This window comes from Cupriavidus metallidurans CH34, from assembly GCF_000196015.1.
In the GTDB taxonomy this organism is placed as follows: domain Bacteria; phylum Pseudomonadota; class Gammaproteobacteria; order Burkholderiales; family Burkholderiaceae; genus Cupriavidus; species Cupriavidus metallidurans.
In genome coordinates, this window is sequence record NC_007974.2 from 2,427,814 (window position 1) to 2,451,188 (window position 23,375).

The following is a 23,375-nucleotide window of genomic DNA, read 5'->3' on the forward strand; positions in this document are numbered from 1 at the left end:
CGTTACTTCGTCGTGAAGGTGATGCTGCCGTTGACCGGATGGGTGTCCGATGACACCGCCCGCCAGTCCAGGCGATAGGTGCCCGGTACCAACGGGCTCTTCGGCGTGATGATCATCGCCTTGGGATCGTCGCCCCCGGACACACTGGCCGCGATCTTCATTGGCGGATGATCGGCCATGCCGGGCATCCCGGTCATGACCAGATTCGCGCCGGAGACCTGCTTGACGAGGTTCTCGGAGAACAGCAGTTCGATCCGCGTGGGCGCGGGCCCTTCGGACTTGTCGGCAGGCGAGGCGCTGACAAGCTTGGGGTGCGCGAGGGCGGCGGCACTGGCCAGAAGTGCGGTGGCGGCAACCAGCGCCTTGGCCGCGGTGTGGATATAAGTCATGAGATCTCCCTGGGTAAAACGATTGAAGCCGGACGCGATCAGAACCAGGCGCGCACACCGGCAACGAAACGCGTCTCGCCGCTACGGCCGCCGGATGTGCGAACCATATCGGCGGTGTTGCCGAACGTCTGGTAGCGCTCCACGCCGATGTACGGCGCGAACTGGCGACTGAACTCGTAGCGCAGACGCAATCCCACCGCGCCGTTCGACAGCCCGCTGCCGGTGCCGGTCGCCGGGTCATTCTTGCCGTACAGGTTCGCTTCGATGCGCGGCTGGAGAATCAGCCGCTGCGTAATCAGCAACTCATACTCGGCGGACAGGCGCAGCGCGGTGCGCCCCTCGTTGCCCACGTAAGCCGTGGCATCGACCTCGAACCAATATGGCGCCAGCCCCTGCACGCCGAAGGCCAGCCAGTTCCGCGCGGGCCGGCCATAGCCGGCATCGTTGCGAAAGCCGACCTGTGTATCCCAAAACGTGGAAATCGCATGGCCCCACAACAGCTCGGTGCGGGCGTCGTGCACCCGGCCTTTCTCGGCTTCGCCTTCGGCCTTGATCACAAGCTTGTTATAGGCGCTACCAATCCATGCCTGGGCTTCGTACGAGGTCGCATTGCTACCGTTGCCATGCGTCCACTCCAGACGGTCCACCAGCACCGAGGCAAACAGGTGTTCGTCGGCCATGTGAAGCTGGCGATGCTCGCCCAGCGCGTACTTGCCGACGCCGAGCAAGTAACCGCCCGAATACGCATTCGGATCGCGTGCATCCGGCGGCGCACTACCGCCCTGCATCTTCATGTCGCCATGATCCATGGCGGGCGGCGCGCTTCCGGCGTTGCCGCCGTCCATGGTCTGGATGTCGCTGCTATCGCCGCTGTCCATGGCCTGGATCTCGCCGCCATCCATGCCCTGCATCGATGACATCGAATCCGAAGTGGTCGCGTTGGCCGCGTTGGCCGCGTTGGTCGCGTTGGTCGCGTTGGTCGCGTTGGTCGCGTTGGCAGTTGGGGCAGCGTGCGACGCATGGTCTGCGTGCGAATGCTGCGCCCATGCGGTGCCCATGCTGACGGAAAGAAGCACCGCCGCGAGCAGCGTCAGTGTGAGTGGGTTGCGTGCGTTCATCATGCCACCACCACTTCACGGAACATGCCCATGTCCATATGCATCATCAAGTGGCAGTGCCATGCCCAGCGCCCGAGCGCATCGGCGGTCACGAGGAAGCTGATGCGTTGCGCGGGCTGCACCGGAATCGTATGACGACGGGCCTGGAACGTGCCGTCGGGCGCCTCCAGTTCGCTCCACATGCCATGCATGTGCATCGGGTGGGTCATCATCGTGTCGTTGTGGAGAATCACCCGCAGGCGCTCGCCATGCTTGAAGAACACCGGGGTCGACTTGCCGTACTCCACGCCGTCGAACGACCACGTGTAGCGCTCCATATTGCCGGTCAGATGCAATTCCACCTCACGGCCCGGGCCACGGTGGTCCATCGGTCCACCGACCGTATGCATGTCCGCCAGTGTCAGCACCCGGCGCCCGTTGTTGCGCAGCCCGATGCCGGGGTCGTCGAGGTTGGTGCGCGCCATGTCCACGCGCATGTCGGTGCTCGGACCGTACTCAGTACGCGCATGACGGGCCCGCGTGCTGGGTACCTTGAGCGAGTCGCCATGCGACATGGCACTCATCCCAGCCATGCCGGACATACCGGACATATCGTGCTGGCTGTGATCCATGGGCATCGCACCGTGATTCATGGCGCCATGGTTCATGCTGCCCATCATGTCACCCATGGTCAGCCACTCCGCCTTGTCGAGGGCCGGTACCGGTGGCTGCAGGCCCTCGCGCACGGCCAGCGTGCCGCGCGCGAAGCCAGTGCGGTCCATCGACTGGGCGAAGATCGTGTGCGCGTCGTCGGTCGGCTCCACCAGCACGTCGCAGGTTTCCCCCGGGCCGATGCGGAACTCGTCGACCGTCACGGGCTCGATGTTCTGGCCGTCGACCTGTATCACCTTGAGCTTCAGGCCCGGAATGCGCACGTCGTAGAACGTGTTGCCTGCGCCGTTGACGAAGCGCAGGCGCACGCGCTCGCCGGGACGGAACAGCCCGGTCCAGTTGCCGGCAGGGGTGACGCCATTCATCAGGTACGTCAGCGTGGCGCCCGACAGGTCCGCCAGATCGGTCGGGCTCATCCGCATCTGGTTCCACATCTTTCGCTTCTCCAGCGCGGCGCCAAGCCCATCGTTGGAAACGTCGCGGAAGAAGTCCACCACGGTGGGTTGGTTGTAGTTGTAGTAGTCGCTCTGGATCTTGAGCTTGGACATGACCCGCATCGGATCCTCGTCCGTCCAGTCGGACAGCAGCACCGCGTAGTCGCGGTCGGCACGCACTGGGTCTTCGTCGCCGTCGATGATCAGGCTGCCGTAGACACCAGTCATCTCCTGAAAGCCCGAGTGCGAGTGGTACCAGTAGCTACCGGTCTGATCCACCTTGAAGCGGTAGGTGAACGTCTCGCCGGGCGGAATGCCCGGGAAGCTGATACCGGGCACGCCGTCCATCTGATACGGCAGGATGATGCCGTGCCAGTGAATCGAGGTAGGCTCGTTCAGGCGATTGGTGACGCGGATCGTCACCGTGTCGCCCTTGCGCCAGCGCAGCGTGGGACCGGGAAGCATGCCGTTGATGGTGGTGGCCATGCCGGGCTTGCCCGTGAAGTTGACCGCCGACTCGCCAATCACGAGATCGAACTCCGTGCCACGCAAGACCGGTGCAGTGCCATTGCCCGTTGCAGCCTGTCCGCCCCCGGAACTGGCCCAGCTTCCGGACGACAATCCCCCGAGCGCGCCGAGCACACCCCCGGCGGCAAGACCCTGGACGAAGCGACGCCGGGACAACCCCGCTCGCACAGGCAAAATCAGATCGGCCGGAACGTTGGCTCGCATGCTGTCAATTCCTTCTCATCGTGAAATCGCGCCAGCAAAATGGCGCAGCGAGCACAGAGTAGTCAGGGCGCGGTAACCACCTAATGACCCAAAAATTACATTCCGGTAATGTCCGCGTCATGTTCGGACCGCGGCGTACACTTGCGGCGTTTTCCGGGCGCGGGGCCCGGGTGCATTGGTTTGACGAGGACACGTATGAAGCTCCTGGTGGTCGAGGACGAAACCAAGACTGGCGAATACCTGAGGCAGGGCCTGACCGAGGCCGGCTTCATCGTGGACCTCGTGCATAGCGGGCTGGACGGCCAGCATATGGCGCTGAACGAGTCCTACGACCTGCTGATCCTCGATGTGATGCTGCCCGATATCGATGGCTGGCGCATCCTGCAGAACATCCGTGCCGCCGGCAATCCCGTGCCGGTGCTGTTCCTGACGGCCCGTGACAGCGTCGCCGACCGCGTGAAGGGGCTGGAACTCGGCGCGGACGACTACCTCGTCAAGCCGTTCGCGTTCTCCGAACTGCTGGCCCGCGTGCGCACGCTGTTGCGCCGGGGTGCCGCGCAGGCACCGGTCGATCGTATCCAGATCGCCGATCTCGTGCTGGACCTGGCCCGACGCAGAGCCACGCGCGCCGGGCGCAGGATCGTGCTGACCGGCAAGGAATTCGCGCTGCTGGAACTGCTGGCCCGCCGCCGTGGCGAGGTATTGCCGCGTTCGCTGATCGCCTCGCAGGTCTGGGACATGAACTTCGACAGCGACAGCAATGTGATCGACGTGGCGATCCGCCGCCTGCGCGCGAAGATCGACGATGACTTCGACGATAAGCTGATCCAGACCGTGCGTGGCATGGGATATGTGCTGGAAGCGCCGGAGGATCTGGCCTGATGCGCGGCTATTCGCTGACCACGCGGCTGACCGCGCTGTTCTCGCTAACCTCGGCCTGCGTGCTGCTCGGGCTTGGCGTGCTGATCTTCACGGCGATGGACCGGCACTTCGCGGTGGAGGACTACGCGCTGCTGCGCGACAACATGCGCCTCGTTGAGAAAACCATCGCCGACAACACCGGCAGCACGTTGCCCACGCGCCTGGCGGACGCCTACCAGCATCACAGCGGACTCCTGGTCTATACGCGCGGCGCCAACGGTCAGGTGCACTACGCCACGCCGGATTTCGACTTTGCCGCAGCGCTGAAGACGTCGATTGAGGCATCGCGCAAGCATGTCGGCGATGACGACGTCTTCCAATGGACGCAGGACGGCAAGACCTATCGCGGCATGCGTGCCACGGTAAACGCGGCGGGAGAACTCACCGACGTGCTGCTGGGGATGGACACCGAGATCCACGAGCATTTCGTCCACGCGTTCCGCCGATCGCTCGTCTCGTATGTGGCGCTGGCTGTGCTGGCCAGCGGTGTTTTCGGCTGGTGGGCCGCGCGCCGGGGTCTGGCGCCGTTGCGCGCCATGGCCACGCGTGCGAAGGTCGTCACGGGAGACAAGCTCCATGAGCGGATGCCGGTGGAAGCTGTTCCCGAGGAAGTGGCCAATCTCGCCGCCAACCTCAATGCGATGCTGGAACGCCTGCAGGATGATTTCCGCCGCCTGTCCGAATTCTCGTCCGATCTCGCGCACGAACTGCGCACGCCGCTGACCAATCTGATGACGCAGACGCAGGTGGCCTTGTCACAACCCCGGGACGCGGAGAAGTATCGGGAAATCCTGGCCTCCAACGCGGAAGAGCTGCAACGCCTGTCGCGAATGGTTTCGGACATGCTGTATCTGGCCAAGATGGAACACGGGCTCGACCTGCCGCACAAGGAAACCATTTCCATCGCGCAGGAAGCGGGGGCGCTGTTCGAGTTCTATGAGGCGCTGGCCGAGGACAAACAGGTGGCACTGCGGCTGCAGGGCGACGGCATCGTCGAGGGCGACCGCCTGATGCTGCGGCGCGCGCTGAGCAATCTGCTCTCCAACGCGCTGCGCCACACTCCGCAGGCCGGCGCGGTGGTTGTCGAGGCGCACGCGGAAGGCGACAGCGTGGTGGTGGCGGTGGAAAACGATGGGCCCGAGATTCCGGCCGAGTTGTTGTCTTCGCTGTTCGATCGGTTCTTCCGTGGCGACAAGTCGAGGCGACGGCCCGAGTCGGACAGCGTCGGGCTCGGGCTCTCCATCACGCGCGCGATCATGACCGCGCACGGCGGCGGCATCTCGGTCCAGTCGGCGAACGGAAAGACCCGTTTCGTGCTGCGATTCCCGCCGCGGAACGCGCAAGCCTGATCAGGCGCGCGCGACGCGCGCCTTGCTGCGTTCCAGCACTTCGAAGACCAGCATCCCGGCCGCCATGGCCAGCACGAAGCCGATGGCCTTTGGATAGCCCGCGCCCAGCGCCACCAGCGCGGGGCCCGGGCAGAAGCCCGCCGTCCCCCAGCCGATACCGAACAGTGCGCTGCCGATGACGAGCCTTGGCGTGATGACAGTATTCGTCGGCAGTTGCATGGGCAACCCGAGCAGCGAACGCTGACGGCGCTTGGCCAGCAGGAACGCCGCCGAGCCAATCGCAATGGCGCCGACCATCACGAAGGCGAGCGAGGGGTCCCAACGCCCCGCCAGATCGAGAAAGCCCAGCACCTTGGCCGGATTGGCCATGCCGGAAACCATCAGGCCGATGCCGAACAGCAGGCCCGCGAGCAGTGCGGTGATGGCGCTCATATCAGGCTCCGATCAGGTGATGGGTGACGAAAACGGTCAGAAAGCCTGCCGCCATGAAGGTCAGCGTGGCCACCAGCGAACGGATGGACCCACGCGAGATACCGCAGACGCCGTGGCCGCTGGTGCATCCGCCCGCGTAGCGCGTGCCGATCCCGACCAGAAAGCCCGCGACGAGCACCTCGCCCCAGCTTGCCTGGATATCGGCCTTGGCCGGCATCCCGAACAGCGCGGCAAGTATCGGTGCGCCGATCAGCCCTATCAGGAAGGCCACCCGCCACGTCATGTCGCGGCGCGGCAGGCTCAGCAGCCCGCCCAGGATGCCGCTGATGCCAGCGATCCGCCCATTGAACAGCACCAGCACGGCTGCGGCCACGCCAATGACGATGCCCCCGGCCAGGGACAGGCCCGGGGTGAAATTGCCAAGATCGATCAGCAGCATGTTCGCTCCTCAGGAATTCGCGCAGAACTGTTCGTACAGCACGGCCATGACAGCAAGTGCCTGTTCGCTGGCCACGGCATAGATGATGTTCTTGCCCTCGCGGCGCGTGACTACCAGACCGTTTTCACGCAGCACGGCAAGCTGCTGGGACAACGTGGGCTGGTGAATGCCGAGCCGCGCCTCCAGTTCGCCCACCGACAGTTCGCCCTGTGAGAGCTGGCACATCAGCAGCAGGCGGTCGGGGTTGGCCAGCACCTTGAGCAGCGCGCAGGCGTCCGCGGCTGCACTTTGCAGGCTGACGAGGTCGATGGAGGAATGGGTCTGGTTCATGGGCCGGTGCCGGTATGCGCCGATATGGGCCCCGGCACGGGCCGGGCAACATTTGCGAGAATTATAGTCTATAAAAATATAGATTGTTAACGGGTACCCGGCAGACTTGCAGCGTCTGCCGGGGCGTTACCGCTCAGTCGTCAAAGTCCCACATGCGATGGAGATCGAGCTTCAGACGGCTATCCGACTCGAGCACGTCGACATTGGCCAGGCGCTCCGCCAGCATGGCGTCGGCCAGGTTTCGACGCACGACGATCAGCTCCTGCAAGCCAGATTCTCCGGCCCGATACGCGCGCGTTGCGCGATCCGACGCCGTCCGTTGCAGCGTCGCGGCCTCGGTCTGCGCCGCTGCCGCCGCGCGCTTGCCGGACAGGTTCCGGTACAAGACATCGAACTCCGCACCCAAACGTTGTTCGATGCCCAGCCGCTTCCGCGCGGCCGCCTCGGCATCTGCCGCTGCCGCCACTGCGTTAGAGCGGCGATACGCCGAGCCAAGCGGCATCGACACGCTGACCCCGAGAATCCGCTCGGCGCCGCCGCGTTCCACCGTGACGAACATGCCGACGGTCGGGTCCGGCTTGCGGTCCAGATCCGATCGTTTGGCCTGCTGCAACGCATGGGCTTCTTCCGCCATCGCCAGCAGGTATTCATGGCTGTCCTGCACGTAGATGCCGCGCAACTGCTCGACCGGCTCCTGCGGAGGCGGCGGCAGCGCGATGCGAACGGGCGCCTGCACCGGTTGACCCAGCATCGGGAAACGCGCGCGCAACTCGGCGAGCGATGCCGACTCAGTGGCTTGGGCAGTGGCCACCGTCGCGCGCGTGCGCGCCAGTTCCGCCGCTGCCAGCTCCGCGTCGAGACGCGCGGCATCACCCACCTGCACGCGCCGCGTCGTCATGGCTGCGAGGTCCGCCGCCGCGCGCGCATTGTCCTCGGCGGCCATGCGGGCCTGCCCCGCGCGAATCGCTGCGATCCAGAGACTCAGGATCTGACGCGATGTTTCGTGCTTGGCGTCCTTGACCGAGAGGTTGCCGGCCTCGGTCGCGAGATCGGCCAGCACGCCGTCGGCCTCCGCCTTGCCCCAGAGACGCAGCGGACGCTCGATTGCAATCTGGCCTTCGGGATAGCGCTCGGAGGGCTCGCGCACCTGCCGGCCCTGGCCGATCACCCGGACAACCGTTTCCGCCGTGCCCGCTCGCGTGCCTGCGGCGCGTGCCGTCGTGGCATCCCGCCGCGCTTCAGCCGTAAGCACGTCAGGCGCCCGCGCAACGGCCTCGCGCACTGCCACCTCGGCAGGCAGGTACGACTGCGCGTCCTGCGCGAAGACGGCACCATTCGAGAGCAACGCGGCTCCTATCATCGCCAACACGATGTTTCGCATTGCTGGCTTCATTGCATCTCTCCCTTGGCAGACGGGCGAAGGCCAGGCACGCCGAAGCGTTCGAACAACAGCGGCAGCAGGAGCAGCGTCAGCGCGGTGGACGTCACCAGTCCGCCGGACACGACAATCGCCAGCGGCCGCTGGATTTCAGAGCCTGGGCCGGAGGCCAGCAGCAGCGGAATCATGCCGAGCGCCGCAATGCACGCGGTCATCAACACGGGCCGCAAGCGATCGCGCACACCAACGCGCACGGTGGTGGCCATATCGTGCCCTTCGTCCAGCAGCGCATTGAAGTGCGACACCAGCACCACGCCGTTGAGCACCGCGATGCCGAGCAGCGCGATGAAGCCCACCGACGCCGGTACGGACAGGTACTCGCCCGAGATCCGCAATGCGGCAATGCCACCGACCAGCGCGAACGGAATATTGGCGATGATCAGCACCGCCTGACGCACCGACCGGAACGTCAGCATCAGCAGCAGGAAGATCGCGCCCAGCGCCAGCGGCACCACCAGCGCGAGACGGGCCGCCGCGCGTTGCTGGTTCTCGAACTGGCCACCCCATACGATGCGCAGACCCTTGAGCGACGCAAGCTGATTCACCGCGGTTTGCGCTTCCTGCACGAAGCCGGCCAGATCGCGGCCGCTCACGTTGACCTGGACCACGGCAAAGCGCGCCCCGTCCTCATGGTTGATGCGGACCGGTCCGTCGATGCGCTCGATACGCGCGAGCGATGTCAGCGGCCATACCTTTCCATCGGGCGCCGTCACCAGCAGACCCGTGAAGGCATCCGGCACCTGCCGCAGCCCCGGCCCGCCGCGCAGGATCAGCGGCGTGCGGACGATGCCTTCGGGCACCACGCCGATGCGGTCGCCTTCCACCAACGCGCGCAGTTGCGCCTGCAATGCGTCGCCGCTGAATCCGGCCTGCCCGGCCGCGGCCCGGTCGATCACTACGTTCATGTATTGCACGCCGCTGTTGCTCGGCGCGATCACCTCGGCCACACCGTTGATCTTGCGTACCGTTGCGGCGATGGCGGTGGCGGCGTTGTCGATGGATGCAAGGTCGTTGCCGAAGTGACCTTGCCCCTGTTCCACGAATCCCATAACCGAGGGAATTAGGCAGCCCGGTGTTGCTGAGCTGCGGACCAGTTTTTCTCGAACGTCATGGGGCTGACGTAGCCCAGCGTCGAGTGGAGTCGGCTGGCATTATAAAAGCCAAGCCAGTCAATTACCTCGTCCATTGCGGCGCGGCGGGTAGCGAACTGGCGACCGTGCAGGCGAGCGACCTTCAACGACCCCCACAGACTCTCAGTCGGCGCGTTGTCCCAGCAATCGCCCCTGCGGCTCATTGACGAGCGCATGCCATACGCCTTCAGGGCGTCTTGAAACAGATGGCTGCAATACTGGCTTCCCCGGTCGGTGTGCACAATCACACCGGCTTCCGGGCGGCGCCGGAACCAGGCCATGCGCAGCGCGTCCGTGACCAATTCGGCCTTCATGTGTGGTTGCATCGACCAGCCAACCACCTGCCGGCTGAACAGGTCGATGATGACCACCAGGTAGAGCCAGCCTTCGGCGGTCGCCACATAGGTTATGTCGCTCGTCCAGACTTGATTGGGTGCTGCTGGGCTAAAGTCGCGTTGCAGCAGATTGGGGGCCACCGGCAAATCGTGGTTCGAGTTGGTTGTCGCGATGTACTTGCGCTTGTGGCGGGCACGGATGCCGTGCAGCGCCATCAGCTTGCGAACACGCTCCTTGCCCACCCGCACCCCACGCGCCAGCAGTTCCTTCCACATGCGCGGCCAGCCGTACTCCCCCTTGACCCCGGCGTGAATCGCCTTGATGTGGGCCAACAAGGCATCGTCACTGAGTCGGCCTCTATCTGGCCTGTCGGTGCTTACTGTGCGTTGCTTGCGCTGGTGATAGCCGCTGGGGCTGACCCCTAACAGCTCACACAGGACCGAGACCGGCCAGTAACGTCGGTTTCGCTCGATGAACGCATACCTCACACCGACTCCTTCGCAAAGTATGCTGCGGCTTTTTTTAAAATATCGCGCTCCATCTTCAAGCGCGCCACCTCCGCCCGAAGCCGGGCCAGCTCCATCTGCTCCGGGCTGACCGGCTTCATACCCGCACCAGTCAGCTTGCCTTCCCGCTCCGCCTTGACCCAGTTATGCAGCGTCTGCGCTCTGATGCCCAGGGTCGCGCTAACCACTGCCATGCTCTGCCCGCTCTTCACCAGCCGTACCGCTTCCAGCTTGAATTCCAGCGTGTACTGCGCCCGCTTTGTCTTGCTTGTCATCACATCTCTCCTTGCTTCAGTTTAACCTCAGCAAGGGATTCGTTTTGCGGGGGCAAGCTCAAAGATCTTGATGGCCACATCGCCACGCGTGCCGGTCAGCATCTCGGAGACGCGCATCTCGATTGGCTGCGTGAAACCGTAGACCACGCCCGGGAAGCGCTCCATCACCTTGCGGATCGATTCCGCGATATCGTCCTTGGTGCCACGCCACTCGTCCTTCGGCTTGAGCACCAGGAAGGTGTCGGTCTCGTTCAGCCCCATCGGGTCCAGCCCCAGGTCGTCCGATCCGGAACGCGCCACCACCGAGCGGATCTCAGGCACTTCCTTGAGCAGCGCCCGCTGGACACGTTGATCCAGCTCGAGCGATGCCGCCAGCGATACGGATGGCGCCTTCTGCAACTGCACGATCAGGTCGCCCTCATCCATGCTCGGCATAAACGTCTTGCCAACGGACACATACAGCCCGACCGCCAGCAACAACGCCGCGCCAGCCACCCCGAATACGGCGCGGCGATGCGCAAAACTCCACTGCTGCAGCCGCGCAAACCCCGCAGCCACCTTGCGCATCATCCACGGCATCTCGTCCGCGTGGGCCTTCAGCACCAGCGACGCCAGCGCCGGCACCACCGTGAAGGCAATCACAATCGACGACGCCAGCGCCAGCACGATGGTCAGCGCCACCGGCGAGAACAGCTTGCCTTCCAGCCCCTGCAGCGACAGCAATGGCAGAAACACGATGGCGATGATCGACACTCCGGCCAGCATCGGCGTTGCCACCGAAGTCACGGCGTGCCGGATGGCGGCGCCGCGCAGATCACTACGCGCCCCATGCTTTTCCTCGCGGGCCAGTGCGGTCTCGATGTTCTCCACCACCACCACGGCAGCGTCCACCAGCATGCCCAGCGCGATGGCCAGGCCACCCAGGCTCATCAGGTTGGCGGTGAGCCCGACGTAGCGCATCAGCAGGAAGGTCGCCAGCATCGACAGTGGCAGCGTGGCCGCCACCACCAGCGCGGCGCGCACGCCACCGAGAAACAGGTACAGCAGCACCACCACCAGCAAGCTGGCTTCGATCAACGCGCGCACCACCGTGTTGGCCGCACGCGATACCAGTTCGCCACGGTTGTAGAACACGTGGGTCGTCATGCCCTTGGGCAAGTCGGGCGCCAGCGCATCGAGACGCGCCTGCACGGCATCCACCAGCTTGCGGGCATCGGTACCGCGCAGGCCGAGCACGAGGCCCTCGACCACTTCGCCGCGCCCGTCCTGCGTCACCGCGCCGTTACGCGTGGCTTCACCGAGCTTGACCGTTGCGACATCTCCGACGGTCACCGCCGCAGCATCCACCATGCCCTGCCCGGACTCGACCACGATCGTGCGCAGATCGTCGACACCACGTACACCGCCTTCCACCCGCACGACCCAGTGCTCGTCGCCCTGTTCCAGCCGGCCGGCGCCGTCGTTGCGATTATTGGTGTCGAGCGCGTCGCGCAGCTGTTGCAGCGTCACACCCCGGGCGCGCAGCCGTGCGGGATCGGGAATCACTTCGTAGCTGCGGACCTCGCCGCCGAGCGAGTTGACATCGGCCACGCCCGGCACAGTACGTAGCGCGGGGCGGATCACCCAGTCGAGCACGCGCCGCCGGTCCGCCAGGCTGTAGCCATCGCCATCGACGGTGAACATGAACATCTCGCCCAGCGGCGTGGTGACGGGCGCGAGCCCCCCAACCGCCGATGACGGCAAATCGCGCGCGATACCTGCCATGCGCTCCGACACCTGCTGGCGCGCCCAGTAGACGTCCACCCCTTCCTCGAAGTCGACCGTGACATCGCTGATGCCGTACTTCGACACCGAGCGGACGATCGTCTTGTGCGGAATGCCCAACAACTCCTGCTCGATCGGCGTGGAGACGCGCTGCTCTACCTCCTCGGGCGTCATGCCCGGCACCTTCAGCACCACCTTGACCTGCGTGGGCGAGATATCGGGAAACGCGTCGATGGGCAGGTTCAGATAGGCCCACGCCCCGGCCGCCGCCAGCACGCAGGCGGCGATCAGCACCAGCGGGCGCTGCCGCAGGGAAAAATCGATCAGACGGCCTACCATCACTGGTCTCCCGTCAGGATGCCCTTGAGCGCCCCAATGCCGGTGACCGCCACGCGAGCGCCGGCAGGCAGCCTGGTCCGGACGACGGCAGTGGCGTCGTCGGTGCTGTCAATCTCGACGCGGTGGAACGTGAAGCCCTTGTCAGTGGCCAGGAATACGCCGGGCACCCCCTGCCAGTACACCAGCGCAACGGCCGGAATCCGCACCCGGCCGGGCGCGCCGGACCCGTCCGTGGCGCCGCGCAGCACCAGCGTGACGTTGATGTTCTCGCCCGCGCGAAGGTTGCCGCGCCGCTCCAGCGACGCCCGCACGCGCACGCCGGCGGTGCCATCGCCCGTCGGCGCGATACCGATCACCTTGCCGGTGGCGCCGCGCGGCTTGATGTCCACGGTATCGCCCAGTGACGGCACGGGAATGTCGCGGCCAACCAGCAGGTCCAGTTCCACCGCATTGGGATCGACGATCCGGAACAGCGGCGCGGCGGCGTCCACGCGCGCGCCGGGAACAGCATTGACCTCGGACACCACGCCGGAACGATTGGCTACCAGCTGCGCCTCGCCGCCCGCGCCCGTGAAGGCGATGCCCGCCGATGCCAGCTCGGCGCGCCGTGCCTTGACCATCGCCGTCGCCTCGGTCGCGCGGGCCTCGGTAGCCTGCAGACGGCTGTTCGCGATGATGCCGTCGTCGAACAGCAGCTTGTCACGGGCCAGCGATTTCTGGGCGAGGTTGACCTGCGAGTTGGCCTCCGTCAGCGCGCGGCTGGCTTCGAAAAGCTGCGGACTGGCGAACGTCGCCAGAGCCTCCCCACGCCGCACCGTCTGGCCGACCGCCACGATCACGCGGGGCACGATCCCCGCATAGGGCGCTGCCACGACGTACTGGGCGTCGGGCCGGAAAACGACCCGCGCGTGCGTGCCAACCTCCAGGTTCGCCGACGCCTGGACAGGACTGAACCGCACGCCCAGCGCCCGCGCCTGGTCGGCGGACAGTGGCACCGGCTGCATTGCCGGCGGGTTGGTGGACTGGGCAAGCGATTGCCCGACAAGAAATACGGCCGACGCGATAGCCGCGCCGATCCTGGGGAACCGGGAAAAAACCATACATGACTCCAGAATGCGAAACCCGCGCGGGCCCGCTCTCGAATCAGGGCGCGCGCGAACATGCCGGCGGACTGCCGGCCGGTGACATCAGGAGAAGGTGGGGGGAGCTTGGGCTGGTGGTGGCCATCCAACACGACTGGACCATCGACCGCGCGGTGATGCTGGCCGCCAGGCACGGCGCGGCGTGATATAGACCGCGAGCGCTGCCAGCAGGACAAACGTCAGGACAGACGCGCCAAGCACCGCAGCAGCCTGGAGCAACAGGGAAAAGGAAAACGGCCCGATGGCGGTTTCGACATCGACCTCGAAGGGCTCGCGATGAGAGCCAAAGGCGTGGTGATGATGGTCGCCATGCCCGCTCAAACCCTCGAAACGCGAATGAGAATCGAATGATCTGGACGGCGACGTATGCACGTGCAGGCCAGTCTGGTTGGGAGTACCGATATGGCCGTGCAGAAGCGGGGTCAGCAACTGCGCCAATACGATGATCAGCAGCAGCGCGCCCCGGAGCGGGATGCTCGCGGTCGCACGTGTCATGACGGTGGATTGTAGCCGATGCGGCTTGCATCCACATCGGTGGCAGGCGGTGCGTTTTTACCTCAATCAGGTTAGCGGAGATATGGCTCGATGGACTCGCGGTGCCGATCTTAACGCTGACTTAAGACTAGCTTGGTTCTTCGGGCAACAACGGTCCTCGCTGTCGATGGCATTTCCACCACAGACATAGGAAGAGTCCTAGAAACGGGTTGACCCTTCCCATGACGAGTCATACACTCGCCGACAGAATTTCATCGGCACCGGGTCAGCCGAACATATAAAGAAAAAGGAGCACACATGGGACAACCCTGCCCCACGGTGCGACATGGTCACGCGCGTACGCGCGGACTGTTTCGGGATATCGGGTTCACTGGGGACGGCGCGCGCCCGCGCGGGTCGTCGCGTGGCTTCACGCTGATCGAAGTCATGATCACGGTCGCCATTATCGGCATCATCGCCGCCATCGCGTTTCCCAGCTACCAACGTCACGTCGTCAAGGGCAACCGCGCCGCGGCCGAGGCATTCGTCCTCGAAGCCGCGAGCCTGCAGGAACGCTACCTGGTCGACAATCGCGCCTACGCCACAACCCTTTCCGCGCTTGGTTTCGCTGCCTTGCCGGATTCGATCGCGCCCAACTACCAGGTCACGCTCACCGTGACGGCCGCGCCTCCGGCCTACGTTTTCACCGCGACCCCCATTAATACCCAGCTTGCCCGGGACACGGACTGCGGCGTGCTGACACTGAACAATACCGGCGACAAGACGGCCGCCGGCGTGGCATCCACCTCCTGCTGGAAATAGGCCATGCCGAACTTCTCGCCAACCTTGCCTGCGACGCAGCGCGCGGCCGGCTTCACGTTGATCGAGCTGATGATCACCGTGATCGTGCTGGTGATCGTCGTCTCCATGGCCGCGCCGGCCATGAGCCAGTTGATTTCGTCGCAACGCACCCGTAACGCCGCCGCCGATCTGGCCTCCGCCTTGACCCTGACGCGCAGCGAAGCGGTCAATCGCAGTGCCACCACAACGATGACGGCATCCGGCACCGGCGGCTCATGGACCGGTGGCTGGGCCGTGGCGGCGGGCACCGCCCGGATTCGCGGCTATGGCCCGTACGACGGCATCACCATTACCGCAAGCGGCGGAAGCTCGCTGGCCATCGGCAACGATGGCCGCCCCACTGCTGGCACCCAGACATTTCAGGTAGCGCCATCCACCAATGCGACCAGCGCCACGACCGTCTGCGTCCAGGTGGGCGGCACGGGGCGCGTAACCACCGTGAACGGAACCTGCACATGATGAACCGCATGAACCGCACACAGCAGTCGCGCCCCCAGCGCCCGGGAATCGGGCTGGCATCGCAGCGTGGCGCCACCATGATCGAGGTGCTGGTCTCCGTCGTGATCCTGCTGATCGCGCTGCTCGGCACAGCCGGGCTGATCGCGCGCTCGGGACAGAGCGAGATGGAGTCCTACCAGCGCGCGCAGGCACTCACGCTGCTGAAAGACATGGTGGCGCGCATCAACGCCAACCGTCAGGCTGCCCCCTGCTATGCCAGCGGCAGCACCATGACCGTGATGGGTAACGCCACAGTCGCGCCACCGGTGTGCACGGGCGTGAGCAATGCCCAGTTGGGCACGGCGACGGCCGATCTCGCCGCATGGAGCACCGCGCTGCAGGGTAGCGCCGAGAGCAGCAGCAGCGGCACGGCGGTCGGTGCCATGATCGGCGCGCTTGGCTGTATCGAATCGATCGATGCCACCAACCAGATCTACCGCGTCACGGTGGCATGGCAGGGGCTGGCGCAAACCGTGACCTCCTCGTTGCCATGCGGTGCGGGCTCGTTCGGCAACGACGCGAACCGCCGCGCCATCAGCGTCACGGTCCGCATCGGAGTCCTGTCATGACGCGGGCGCATCATGCAGCCGTGCTGCACCTGAGGAGCCGGCAACGCGGTTTCTCGCTGGTCGAGCTGATGGTGGCCATCACGCTCACCCTGATCATCCTGACCGCGCTTTCGGCGCTCTACCTCAATACCAGCACGACGCGCAACGAGTTCGCCAACAGCGCCGACCAGATGGAAAACGGCCGGTACGTGCTCGACACGATGACCCGCGAGCTCGAGCTTGCAGGCTTCTTCGGCCCGACCAACCTCTCCACCAAGGCGCTGGTCTCGAGCCCCGACGTCTGCGCCACCGATCCCAGCGCGCTCGGCTTCTCGGGGTCGCCTGTCACGATGCCGCTTGGCGTGCAGGGCTTCGCGCCTGGCACCATCGCGCCGTGCCTGTCGAATCTGCTGGCAAGTTCCGAGATCCTGGTGGTTCGGCGCGTGTCGACCACGCCGGTCAGCGCCGCGGTAACCGGCACACCGTATCTGCAGGCGTCCTTTTGCGCGAGCGACACGTCGCAGATGGTCTTCGGCGCCAGCGCCGCGCAGTTCACCTTGCGCACCAAGACCTGTGACAACACCGTGCCGTCTGCTCTGCGCCAGGCGACGGTCCGCATCTATTACCTTGCCGGATGCGACCAGTGCGGCGGCAGCGGCGACGGCGTGCCGACGCTGAAAATGGCCGAGCTAAGCAACGGCGCATTCCAGATCCAGTCGGTGGCCGTCGGCATCCAGGACATGCATCTGATCTACGGGGTCGATCTGGATAGCAACGGCTCGCCCGACTGCTATGTGGCGGACCCCGGTAGCAACAATGCCGCGCAATGCACGACAGTGACGACTTACGACTGGAGCGTGCCGCTGACCAACTGGAAGAACGTGACCGCCATCCGGATCGGCGTGCTGGCCCGTACCTCGCGCAAGACGAACGGCTGGACGGACACGCGCACCTATGACCTCGGCCGCGCGCAAGCGGCTGGTCCGTTCAACGACGGCTACAAGCGCCACATCTACGCACAGACGGCCCGCCTGATCAACGTCGCGGGGAACAGGGAATGAAGATGCACCGGACACGACGCCGACAATCCGGCGCAACGCTCCTGATCACGATGATCTTCGTCGTGATCTTCCTGCTGCTGGTCATCTCCCTGGTGAGCACCGGCATCGTCAATACCAAGGTGACGGCCAACCAGCAGCACAACGTCGAAGCGGTCAGCGCGGCGCAGCAAGGCATCGAGCAGGTCATCAGCCAGGACTTCACGTCCGCGCCGGTCGCCACCACCGTCCCCGTGGATGTGAATGGCGACGGCAAGGCCGACTACACCGCGCAAGTGGCGACGCCGGTTTGCCAATCGAGCACCACGATCACGAACACGCAGCTCGACGTCAACAATCCCGACGACGTGGCGTGCTTCGTCGGCAACGGTAACAACAACACCGGCATCATTGATGCCACCGGCGGTAGCGGAGGCAACTCGCTCTGCAACACCACGCAATGGGATGTCAGCGCCACCGTGAGCGACGCAGCCGCGACGAACGCCAATGCAACGCTTCATCAGGGCATCGCGGTGCGAGTGCCCTACGGTACCGCCTGTCCCTGATCAACAACGCAGCTGCCTTTCAATTCGCCGCTCCAGGAACCGCTCATGCGCAAATCCGCCCTTCATCTCGCGCTCGCCGGCTGCCTCGCGATGGCCGTCGCGCTGCCGGCCTCGGCCGAGGACATCGACCTGTACACGGGTCTCCAGCCGGAGGCTGGCAAGCCCAACGTCCTGATCGTGCTCGACAACGCGTCAGCCTGGAACGCCTCGGCGAATTTCACGTGTTCCACCTCAGGCGTGGTGTCGAGCAATAACGCGAACACCGACGCGGGTGCCGAGCAGTGCGCGCTGTACAACGCCGTCAACTCGATTCTGAAAAGCCCAACGCTGCTCGGCAATATCAACCTCGGCATCATGATGTTCGGCGACAGCAAGAACTTCGGCGGCATCATGAAGTTCCCGTCCGCGGCCCCGTACAAGCTGCCGCTGATGGACACCACCGGCGTCAACAACCTCCTCACGTACATCAAGACGATCGACCGGACTGGCGACAGCGCCGGCAACTCGCAGGTCGCGGGGTCGATGCAGGAAGCCTGGGCCTACTATGCCGGCAAGCAGGGCCTGTCCGGCATCACCTATACGTCGCCGATTGACAACCCATGCCAGCGCAACTTCGTCATCTACATCGCCAACTCGGTCAACAACGGCAAACCCGGTGACACCGGACAGAATGCCATCGACAGGCTGACGAACCAGGCCAAGGCGAGCACCGCGCAACTGCAGCAGATCGTGCTGCCATCGGCCACCGCCAAGTACCAGGCCAACTGGGCTGACGAGTGGGCCCGGTTCAACTACCAGACCAATCTGTCGGCCAGTTCGACCGACCATCAGAACATCGTCACCTATTCGATCGGGGTGACCGACGGCAGCAACCCCGACTACCTGCAACTGGCCAAGAGCATGGCCAGCAACGGTGGGGGCAAGTATTCGGAAGTCAAGCTCGGGGACCCGAACGGGCTGGCCGACGCCCTGATGGCCATCTTCAACGAAGTGCAGGCGGTGAACAGCGTCTTCGCCTCGGTCAGTCTTCCGGCTTCGGTCAATGCGCAGGGCCAGTTCCTGAACCAGGTCTACGTCGGGATGTTCCGCCCCGACGCCACCGCCGCACCGCGCTGGTTGGGGAACCTGAAGCAGTATCAGGTGGGCTATGACACCAACGGCAACCTGGTCCTGCAGGATGCCAAGGGTGCCAGCGCCATCAGCAACGCCCAGACCGGTTTCATCTCGCCCAACTCCGTGAGCTTCTGGACGGCGGAGCCACCCCAGTCCTATTCCAGTGCCGGATACGGTGCCAACATGTCGACCTGGCCGTCTGGTGGCTACTGGCAGAACAGTCCGTCTGGAACTGGCTGGCAGTTCGATTCGCCAGACGGCGAAATCGTGGAAAAGGGCGGCGTGGCGGAAATGATGCGCGCGCAATGGCTGGGCGATCAGACTTCCCGCAGGCTGCTTACCTGCAATGGCGTGGGCACGTGTTCCACGTCGGGTGGCGTTAGCGCCCTGACGAGCTTCGATGCCAACAACAAGTGGTTCACTACCACGGCTGGGCTGGCAGCGCTCAATGTCAACGCCACGACGGATACCACCAACAAGAACGTGATCCAGGCCCTCCCGTCCACCGAGGTGCCTAACCTGATTGCCTGGGTGCGCGGCCAGGACATGACCCCTGCCAGCACCAGTACTAGCTCCGGCGGCAGCAGCGGAAATGGGAATGGCAAGAACAACGGCGGCAGCGGTTCCGGCACTACCACGACGGCAACGACCATGGCAGGCGCGGAAGCGGAACTCGGCCCGGGGGCACCGGTAACCGTCCGCTCGTCGATCCACGCCGACGTGCTCCACTCGCGCCCCGCTGTGGTCAACTATGGCGGCTCCATTGGTGTCGTGGTCTACTACGGCACGAACGACGGCGTCTTCCACGCCGTCAACGGCAACCGCTCACAGGGCATCGGCGCCACACGCGCCGGCGGCGAAATCTGGGGCTTCATCGCGCCCGAGTTCTTCGGCAAGCTCAATCGTCTCTACCAGAACACGCCGGAAATCAAGCTCTCGACCACGCCGGCTGGCATCACGCCGACGCCGCTGCCGCGCGACTACTTCTTCGATGGCAGCACGACGGTCATGCAGGATCTCCGCGATCCGAACAACCCGCACGTCATGATCTTCCTGACCGCACGACGTGGCGGCAGCCTGGTCTACGCACTAGACGTGACCGATCCGACCAACCCGCAGTTTGTCTGGCGGCTCAGCAACACTGACCTCGCCGAGATGGGCCAGACCTGGTCGCAGCCCAAGGTGATGCGCGTGCACGGCAATGCGAACCCCGTCATCGTCATGGGCGCGGGCTACGACCCTGCCGAGGATAGCGACCCGTCCCCGGGCGTCAATACGATGGGGCGCGGCCTGATCATGGTCGACGCCTACAAGGGCAACATCGTCTGGTCCGCGCAGCCGTCCTGTGCTGGCGTCACAACGCCATGCCTGGCCGTATCCGGCATGACCCGCGCGATTCCTTCCGATGTCACGCCGCTCGATCGCAACGGCGATGGCTATGTGGAGCGCGTGTACGTGGGCGATGTAGGCGGCAATGTCTGGCGCGCCGATTTCGAAACCGCAGCCAGCAATGCGCCCACCGCCTGGACGGTCACGAAGCTTGCGGCCCTGGGGGGCGGCGCAGGTACGAACGATGCTCGCAAGTTCTTCTACCCGCCTGATGTCGTCTCGACGAATGGATACGATGCGATCTCGCTTGGCTCCGGCGACCGCGAGCATCCGCTTTACTCGGCGTCCACCGCACCCGGCACCGCATACAACGTGGTCAACCGCCTCTACATGCTGAAGGACACCAACACCACTGGCATGTCGACGTCGTGGAGCCCGATCACGGAAAGCAACCTGTTCGATGCCACGGCCACGACCTACGATGGCAGCAAGTCGGGCTTCTTCATCACGCTGGTCAACCCGGGCGAGAAGGCGGTGAACGCACCGCTGACCGTCGCTGGCTATACGAACGTGGGCACCAACACGCCTTCCGTGCCGGTCGCCGGCGCTTGCTATCCGAACCTTGGCACCGCCCGTAGCTATTCCTACAACTTCCTGACCAGCATCGGCCAGAACACGAACCGCTACATCGTGCTGGATGGCGGCGGCTTCCCGCCTTCCTCGGTGTTTGGCCTGATCACAGTCAGTACTGGCGGCAACTCCGTCGTCACGCCAGTGCTGCTGGGCGGTGGCAACCAGACCGCCACCGGTGGCGGTGACTCGAAGTCCGGCCTCGGCGTACAGAAAGTGAAGCCTGCCGGGCTTGGCAAGCGCAAGCGTGTCTACTGGTACGACGAGATCGACAAGAAGTAGCCTTGTCGGGGCGCGGCGGCTGTTACGAATGGTTGCAATCCCCGGACTCGGTCAATCCACCACCGAGCCTAAGATTCGGGCAACAAGACACGAGGGAGAGCCACCATGAAAACAGTCGCCCGCGCAGCACTGATTGCCGTACCGTTCGTCTCGATGCTAACCGCTTGCGGCGGTGGCGGAGATGGCGGCAGCGGCAGCAATAGCGGCACCACCGGCAACGGTACCTTGCAGGTCTCGATGACCGATGCCCCCTCCTGTGGCTTCGACCATGTCTTCGTCACGGTCAACAAGGTCCGGGTGAACACCAGCAGTTCCGCCGGTGACAACGATGCCGGCTGGACCGACATCACGATGGCCTCCCCCCAGAAGATCGACCTGCTCACGCTGACCAATGGCGTGCTGGCCGACCTTGGCCGCGCCCCGCTTCCCGCGGGTCAGTACCAGCAGATTCGACTGGTGCTGGCAGCCAACCAGGGCAACACGCCCGCCAACTCCGTGGTAGTCACCGGCACCACCACCGAGCAGCCGCTGGACACGCCAAGCGCCACGCAAAGCGGGTTCAAGATCATCCAGCCGTTCACCGTGCAGCCGAACACGCTGGTGGACCTGGTGCTCGACTTCAACGCGTGCAAATCGATCGTCCAGCGCGGCAACGGCACGTTCAGTCTCAAGCCGGTTGTCACCGCGATTCCGATGGTCGTCAGCGGATCGATCACGGGTAACGTCGCGACGGCGCAGGCCGGCGCGCAGGTCTTCGCCGAACAGAACGGGCAAGTCGTGCGCGGCACGGTGGCCGACGGCAATGGGCAATTCGTGCTGTCGCCGCTGGTGCAGAGTTCGACCAATGGCACCTACGATGTGGTGATCGTGGATAACCAGGTCCCCACGGGCCATGCCACGGGCATTATCCGCTCGGTGCCGGTGACGGCCACGCAGACCACGACGATCTCCACCGCCGGCGCACCGTTCACGCTACCGACTTCGGCCACCAGCACGGCTGCCGGCACGACCACCCCGGCCGCGCAGGCGTCACTGCGCGCCTTGCAGACGATCGGCTCGGCATCCTACGAGATCACCTCCACCAACGCGAACCTGGACACCGGCGCCTACTCGCTGGCACTCCCTGCGGCGGCCCCGCTGGTGGGCACGTATGGCACCCCTCTGCCGATCACACTGCAGAGCATCACCGCCGTGGCAGGCAAGTACTCGATTCAGGCAACCTCCGCGGCGGGCGTCACGCAGAACACCCCGGTGAATGTCTCTTCGGCCAATCAATCGGGCATTGACTTCAACTTCTAGTCGATCCGGATAGTCGTCATTCGCACGTCGCCAGTCGCACGGCCGGGCCCGCAAACGAGAAGGGCCCGGTTCATTGCAACCATTCGTAACAAGGCCCAGGTGCGATTGGCACGACATATCACGCCGTGACATGACATCCGGCCATCAGACGATCACGCCGGTGCCGGATCCGCGTATTCGTCGTGCCGCTTCCACCATGGACCCGCCTCGTTGCGCCCTCTCGGCGCGCGGTCGAGCCACTGGTACATCCCCCACAAGCCATCCAGCCCTCGCGCGTACGTAGAGTAGGTGTGATAGATGACGTTGTCCTCGATCACGAACGCGCTCAGGCCTGGCAAGTCTCGCGAGAACGTGGCGGCGTCCGTGCCGCAGGTCGCTGCGAACGTCTTGAGCGGTTCGGGCGGCTGGGCCGTGTCCAGCTTGCGCCGCCCGCGCTCGTAGTTGTATTCGGCATCGCCGGCACGCTGCTGCGCCTCGGTCATCGAGACATTGAAGTCGAAGTTGAAATCGCTGCTGGACGACGACGCCCAGGGAAACGTCCAGCCCATCCGGCGCCGGTATGCCAGCAGCTTGTCGAGCGGCGCGCGCGAAGCCGCCCAGAGCATCACGTCGTGATTGGCCAGGTGGATCGCAATGCCGTTGAAGCTATCGGCAATCGACGAGCAGGATGGGCACCCGGCCTTGTAGTCGGGGCCGAACATGAAGTGGTAGACCAGCAGTTGCGATCGCCCCCAGAACAGGTCCGCCAGCGATGCGCTGCCCTGCTCGGTATCGAACCGGTATGCCTTGTCCACGCGCACCCATGGCAGTGCCTGACGCTGGCGCGCCAGTTCGTCGCTGCGGCGCGTCAGTTCTTTCTCCGCCTTGAGCAGAGCGAGCCGTGCGGCCAGCCATTGTTCGCGCGTCCCGGTGGAATGTGTGGTCATCGTCGCTCCCTCCAATGCAGTAGGTATCCCTGTGCTAGATTAGGCGCCTCCATCGCCAGTGCGGGAGTGACAAATATGTCGGGATTC

20 protein-coding genes and 2 pseudogenes are annotated in these 23,375 nt (G+C 64.9%); 9 read left to right on the plus strand and 13 right to left on the minus strand.

The genetic code is table 11. The features are described from left to right. Window positions 1–2: 2 nt before the first annotated feature. The 3 genes from copC to RMET_RS28965 are packed head-to-tail and all read right to left on the minus strand — an operon-like array spanning window position 3 to window position 3,324. Window positions 3–389, minus strand: coding sequence for a copper homeostasis periplasmic binding protein CopC (copC, locus tag RMET_RS28955; protein WP_011520074.1), 387 nt, complete (start codon window positions 387–389; stop codon window positions 3–5). Window positions 390–427: 38 nt separating this feature from the next. Beyond that, complete coding sequence (locus tag RMET_RS28960) at window positions 428–1,510, minus strand: copper resistance protein B (protein WP_011520075.1); 1,083 nt, start codon at window positions 1,508–1,510, stop codon at window positions 428–430. Beyond that, the gene (locus tag RMET_RS28965) at window positions 1,507–3,324 is read right to left on the minus strand and encodes a copper resistance system multicopper oxidase (RefSeq protein ID WP_011520076.1); all 1,818 of its coding nucleotides are present in this window, start codon (window positions 3,322–3,324) and stop codon (window positions 1,507–1,509) included. Before RMET_RS28965 ends, RMET_RS28960 begins: the two co-directional genes overlap by 4 nt. Window positions 3,325–3,519: 195 nt before the next feature. Between RMET_RS28965 and RMET_RS28970 the strand changes: the two genes are divergently transcribed. After that, on the plus strand, window positions 3,520–4,206 hold the full coding sequence (locus RMET_RS28970) for a heavy metal response regulator transcription factor (protein ID WP_011520077.1): 687 nt from the start codon (window positions 3,520–3,522) through the stop codon (window positions 4,204–4,206). Then, window positions 4,206–5,594: a heavy metal sensor histidine kinase gene (locus tag RMET_RS28975; protein ID WP_011520078.1), complete on the plus strand. Its 1,389-nt coding sequence runs from the start codon at window positions 4,206–4,208 to the stop codon at window positions 5,592–5,594. The genes RMET_RS28970 and RMET_RS28975 overlap by 1 nt, the downstream gene beginning before the upstream one ends. Here the strand turns inward: RMET_RS28975 and RMET_RS28980 are convergent, their stop codons facing one another. The 9 genes and pseudogenes from RMET_RS28980 to RMET_RS33110 form a co-directional block, all read right to left on the minus strand. Then, window positions 5,595–6,026 (minus strand): YeeE/YedE family protein, encoded by a 432-nt coding sequence (locus RMET_RS28980; protein ID WP_011520079.1) that lies wholly within the window; start codon window positions 6,024–6,026, stop codon window positions 5,595–5,597. It lies immediately after the preceding gene. A 1-nt stretch (window position 6,027) separates the two neighbouring features. After that, on the minus strand, window positions 6,028–6,462 hold the full coding sequence (locus RMET_RS28985) for a YeeE/YedE family protein (RefSeq protein ID WP_029308759.1): 435 nt from the start codon (window positions 6,460–6,462) through the stop codon (window positions 6,028–6,030). Window positions 6,463–6,474: 12 nt separating this feature from the next. Beyond that, window positions 6,475–6,795, minus strand: coding sequence for an ArsR/SmtB family transcription factor (locus RMET_RS28990; RefSeq protein WP_011520081.1), 321 nt, complete (start codon window positions 6,793–6,795; stop codon window positions 6,475–6,477). Between the two features lie 133 nt (window positions 6,796–6,928). Next, window positions 6,929–8,188 carry a TolC family protein gene (locus RMET_RS28995; RefSeq protein ID WP_011520082.1) on the minus strand — a complete coding sequence of 420 codons (1,260 nt, stop codon included), beginning with the start codon at window positions 8,186–8,188 and terminating at the stop codon, window positions 6,929–6,931. After that, window positions 8,185–9,252, minus strand: a pseudogene (locus RMET_RS29000) (efflux RND transporter permease subunit); the annotation flags it as partial. The gene RMET_RS28995 and the pseudogene RMET_RS29000, both read right to left, overlap by 4 nt. Before the next feature lie 41 nt (window positions 9,253–9,293). Further along, a protein-coding gene (locus RMET_RS29005) for an IS3-like element ISRme13 family transposase (protein ID WP_085960481.1) occupies window positions 9,294–10,480 on the minus strand; the annotation gives its coding sequence in 2 pieces (ribosomal slippage) (window positions 9,294–10,225 and window positions 10,225–10,480; 1,188 coding nt in all). A gap of 60 nt (window positions 10,481–10,540) precedes the next feature. Beyond that, window positions 10,541–12,583 (minus strand): annotated as a pseudogene (locus RMET_RS29015) (efflux RND transporter permease subunit); the annotation flags it as partial. Then, on the minus strand, window positions 12,583–13,683 hold the full coding sequence (locus tag RMET_RS29020; protein WP_011520083.1) for an efflux RND transporter periplasmic adaptor subunit: 1,101 nt from the start codon (window positions 13,681–13,683) through the stop codon (window positions 12,583–12,585). The gene RMET_RS29020 and the pseudogene RMET_RS29015, both read right to left, overlap by 1 nt. An 87-nt stretch (window positions 13,684–13,770) precedes the next feature. Further along, entirely contained in the window at window positions 13,771–14,220 is a 450-nt protein-coding gene (locus RMET_RS33110; RefSeq protein ID WP_011520084.1) for a hypothetical protein, read from the minus strand. Window positions 14,221–14,517: 297 nt separating this feature from the next. Between RMET_RS33110 and RMET_RS29030 the strand changes: the two genes are divergently transcribed. The 7 genes from RMET_RS29030 (at window position 14,518) to RMET_RS29060 (ending at window position 22,362) form a co-directional block, all read left to right on the plus strand. Beyond that, window positions 14,518–15,021, plus strand: coding sequence for a type IV pilin protein (locus tag RMET_RS29030; RefSeq protein ID WP_011520085.1), 504 nt, complete (start codon window positions 14,518–14,520; stop codon window positions 15,019–15,021). A gap of 3 nt (window positions 15,022–15,024) precedes the next feature. After that, window positions 15,025–15,519, plus strand: coding sequence for a GspH/FimT family pseudopilin (locus RMET_RS29035; RefSeq protein WP_011520086.1), 495 nt, complete (start codon window positions 15,025–15,027; stop codon window positions 15,517–15,519). Beyond that, window positions 15,519–16,127: a type IV pilus modification protein PilV gene (gene pilV / locus RMET_RS29040; RefSeq protein WP_011520087.1), complete on the plus strand. Its 609-nt coding sequence runs from the start codon at window positions 15,519–15,521 to the stop codon at window positions 16,125–16,127. Before RMET_RS29035 ends, pilV begins: the two co-directional genes overlap by 1 nt. Next, window positions 16,124–17,167 carry a PilW family protein gene (locus RMET_RS29045; RefSeq protein WP_011520088.1) on the plus strand — a complete coding sequence of 348 codons (1,044 nt, stop codon included), beginning with the start codon at window positions 16,124–16,126 and terminating at the stop codon, window positions 17,165–17,167. Before pilV ends, RMET_RS29045 begins: the two co-directional genes overlap by 4 nt. Before the next feature lie 2 nt (window positions 17,168–17,169). After that, complete coding sequence (locus tag RMET_RS29050) at window positions 17,170–17,709, plus strand: pilus assembly PilX family protein (RefSeq protein WP_029308752.1); 540 nt, start codon at window positions 17,170–17,172, stop codon at window positions 17,707–17,709. Between the two features lie 45 nt (window positions 17,710–17,754). After that, window positions 17,755–21,063: a pilus assembly protein gene (locus tag RMET_RS29055; RefSeq protein ID WP_011520090.1), complete on the plus strand. Its 3,309-nt coding sequence runs from the start codon at window positions 17,755–17,757 to the stop codon at window positions 21,061–21,063. Between the two features lie 105 nt (window positions 21,064–21,168). Beyond that, window positions 21,169–22,362 carry a DUF4382 domain-containing protein gene (locus RMET_RS29060; protein ID WP_011520091.1) on the plus strand — a complete coding sequence of 398 codons (1,194 nt, stop codon included), beginning with the start codon at window positions 21,169–21,171 and terminating at the stop codon, window positions 22,360–22,362. A gap of 152 nt (window positions 22,363–22,514) precedes the next feature. Here the strand turns inward: RMET_RS29060 and RMET_RS29065 are convergent, their stop codons facing one another. Beyond that, window positions 22,515–23,288: a DUF899 domain-containing protein gene (locus RMET_RS29065; protein WP_011520092.1), complete on the minus strand. Its 774-nt coding sequence runs from the start codon at window positions 23,286–23,288 to the stop codon at window positions 22,515–22,517. Window positions 23,289–23,375 lie beyond the last annotated feature (87 nt).

Coding starts and splice junctions, on each gene's coding strand:
- RMET_RS29035 (WP_011520086.1), top strand. CDS start 15,025: ATGCCGAACTTCTCGCCAACCTTGCCTGCGACGCAGCGCGCGGCCGGC.
- RMET_RS28975 (WP_011520078.1), top strand. CDS start 4,206: ATGCGCGGCTATTCGCTGACCACGCGGCTGACCGCGCTGTTCTCGCTA.
- RMET_RS33110 (WP_011520084.1), bottom strand. CDS start 14,220: ATGACACGTGCGACCGCGAGCATCCCGCTCCGGGGCGCGCTGCTGCTG.
- RMET_RS28960 (WP_011520075.1), bottom strand. CDS start 1,510: ATGATGAACGCACGCAACCCACTCACACTGACGCTGCTCGCGGCGGTG.
- RMET_RS28970 (WP_011520077.1), top strand. CDS start 3,520: ATGAAGCTCCTGGTGGTCGAGGACGAAACCAAGACTGGCGAATACCTG.
- RMET_RS29050 (WP_029308752.1), top strand. CDS start 17,170: ATGCACCGGACACGACGCCGACAATCCGGCGCAACGCTCCTGATCACG.
- RMET_RS29065 (WP_011520092.1), bottom strand. CDS start 23,288: ATGACCACACATTCCACCGGGACGCGCGAACAATGGCTGGCCGCACGG.
- RMET_RS28990 (WP_011520081.1), bottom strand. CDS start 6,795: ATGAACCAGACCCATTCCTCCATCGACCTCGTCAGCCTGCAAAGTGCA.
- RMET_RS29060 (WP_011520091.1), top strand. CDS start 21,169: ATGAAAACAGTCGCCCGCGCAGCACTGATTGCCGTACCGTTCGTCTCG.
- RMET_RS28980 (WP_011520079.1), bottom strand. CDS start 6,026: ATGAGCGCCATCACCGCACTGCTCGCGGGCCTGCTGTTCGGCATCGGC.
- RMET_RS29030 (WP_011520085.1), top strand. CDS start 14,518: ATGGGACAACCCTGCCCCACGGTGCGACATGGTCACGCGCGTACGCGC.
- RMET_RS28995 (WP_011520082.1), bottom strand. CDS start 8,188: ATGAAGCCAGCAATGCGAAACATCGTGTTGGCGATGATAGGAGCCGCG.
- RMET_RS29045 (WP_011520088.1), top strand. CDS start 16,124: ATGACGCGGGCGCATCATGCAGCCGTGCTGCACCTGAGGAGCCGGCAA.
- RMET_RS28965 (WP_011520076.1), bottom strand. CDS start 3,324: ATGCGAGCCAACGTTCCGGCCGATCTGATTTTGCCTGTGCGAGCGGGG.
- RMET_RS29055 (WP_011520090.1), top strand. CDS start 17,755: ATGCGCAAATCCGCCCTTCATCTCGCGCTCGCCGGCTGCCTCGCGATG.
- RMET_RS29020 (WP_011520083.1), bottom strand. CDS start 13,683: ATGGTTTTTTCCCGGTTCCCCAGGATCGGCGCGGCTATCGCGTCGGCC.
- copC (WP_011520074.1), bottom strand. CDS start 389: ATGACTTATATCCACACCGCGGCCAAGGCGCTGGTTGCCGCCACCGCA.
- pilV (WP_011520087.1), top strand. CDS start 15,519: ATGAACCGCATGAACCGCACACAGCAGTCGCGCCCCCAGCGCCCGGGA.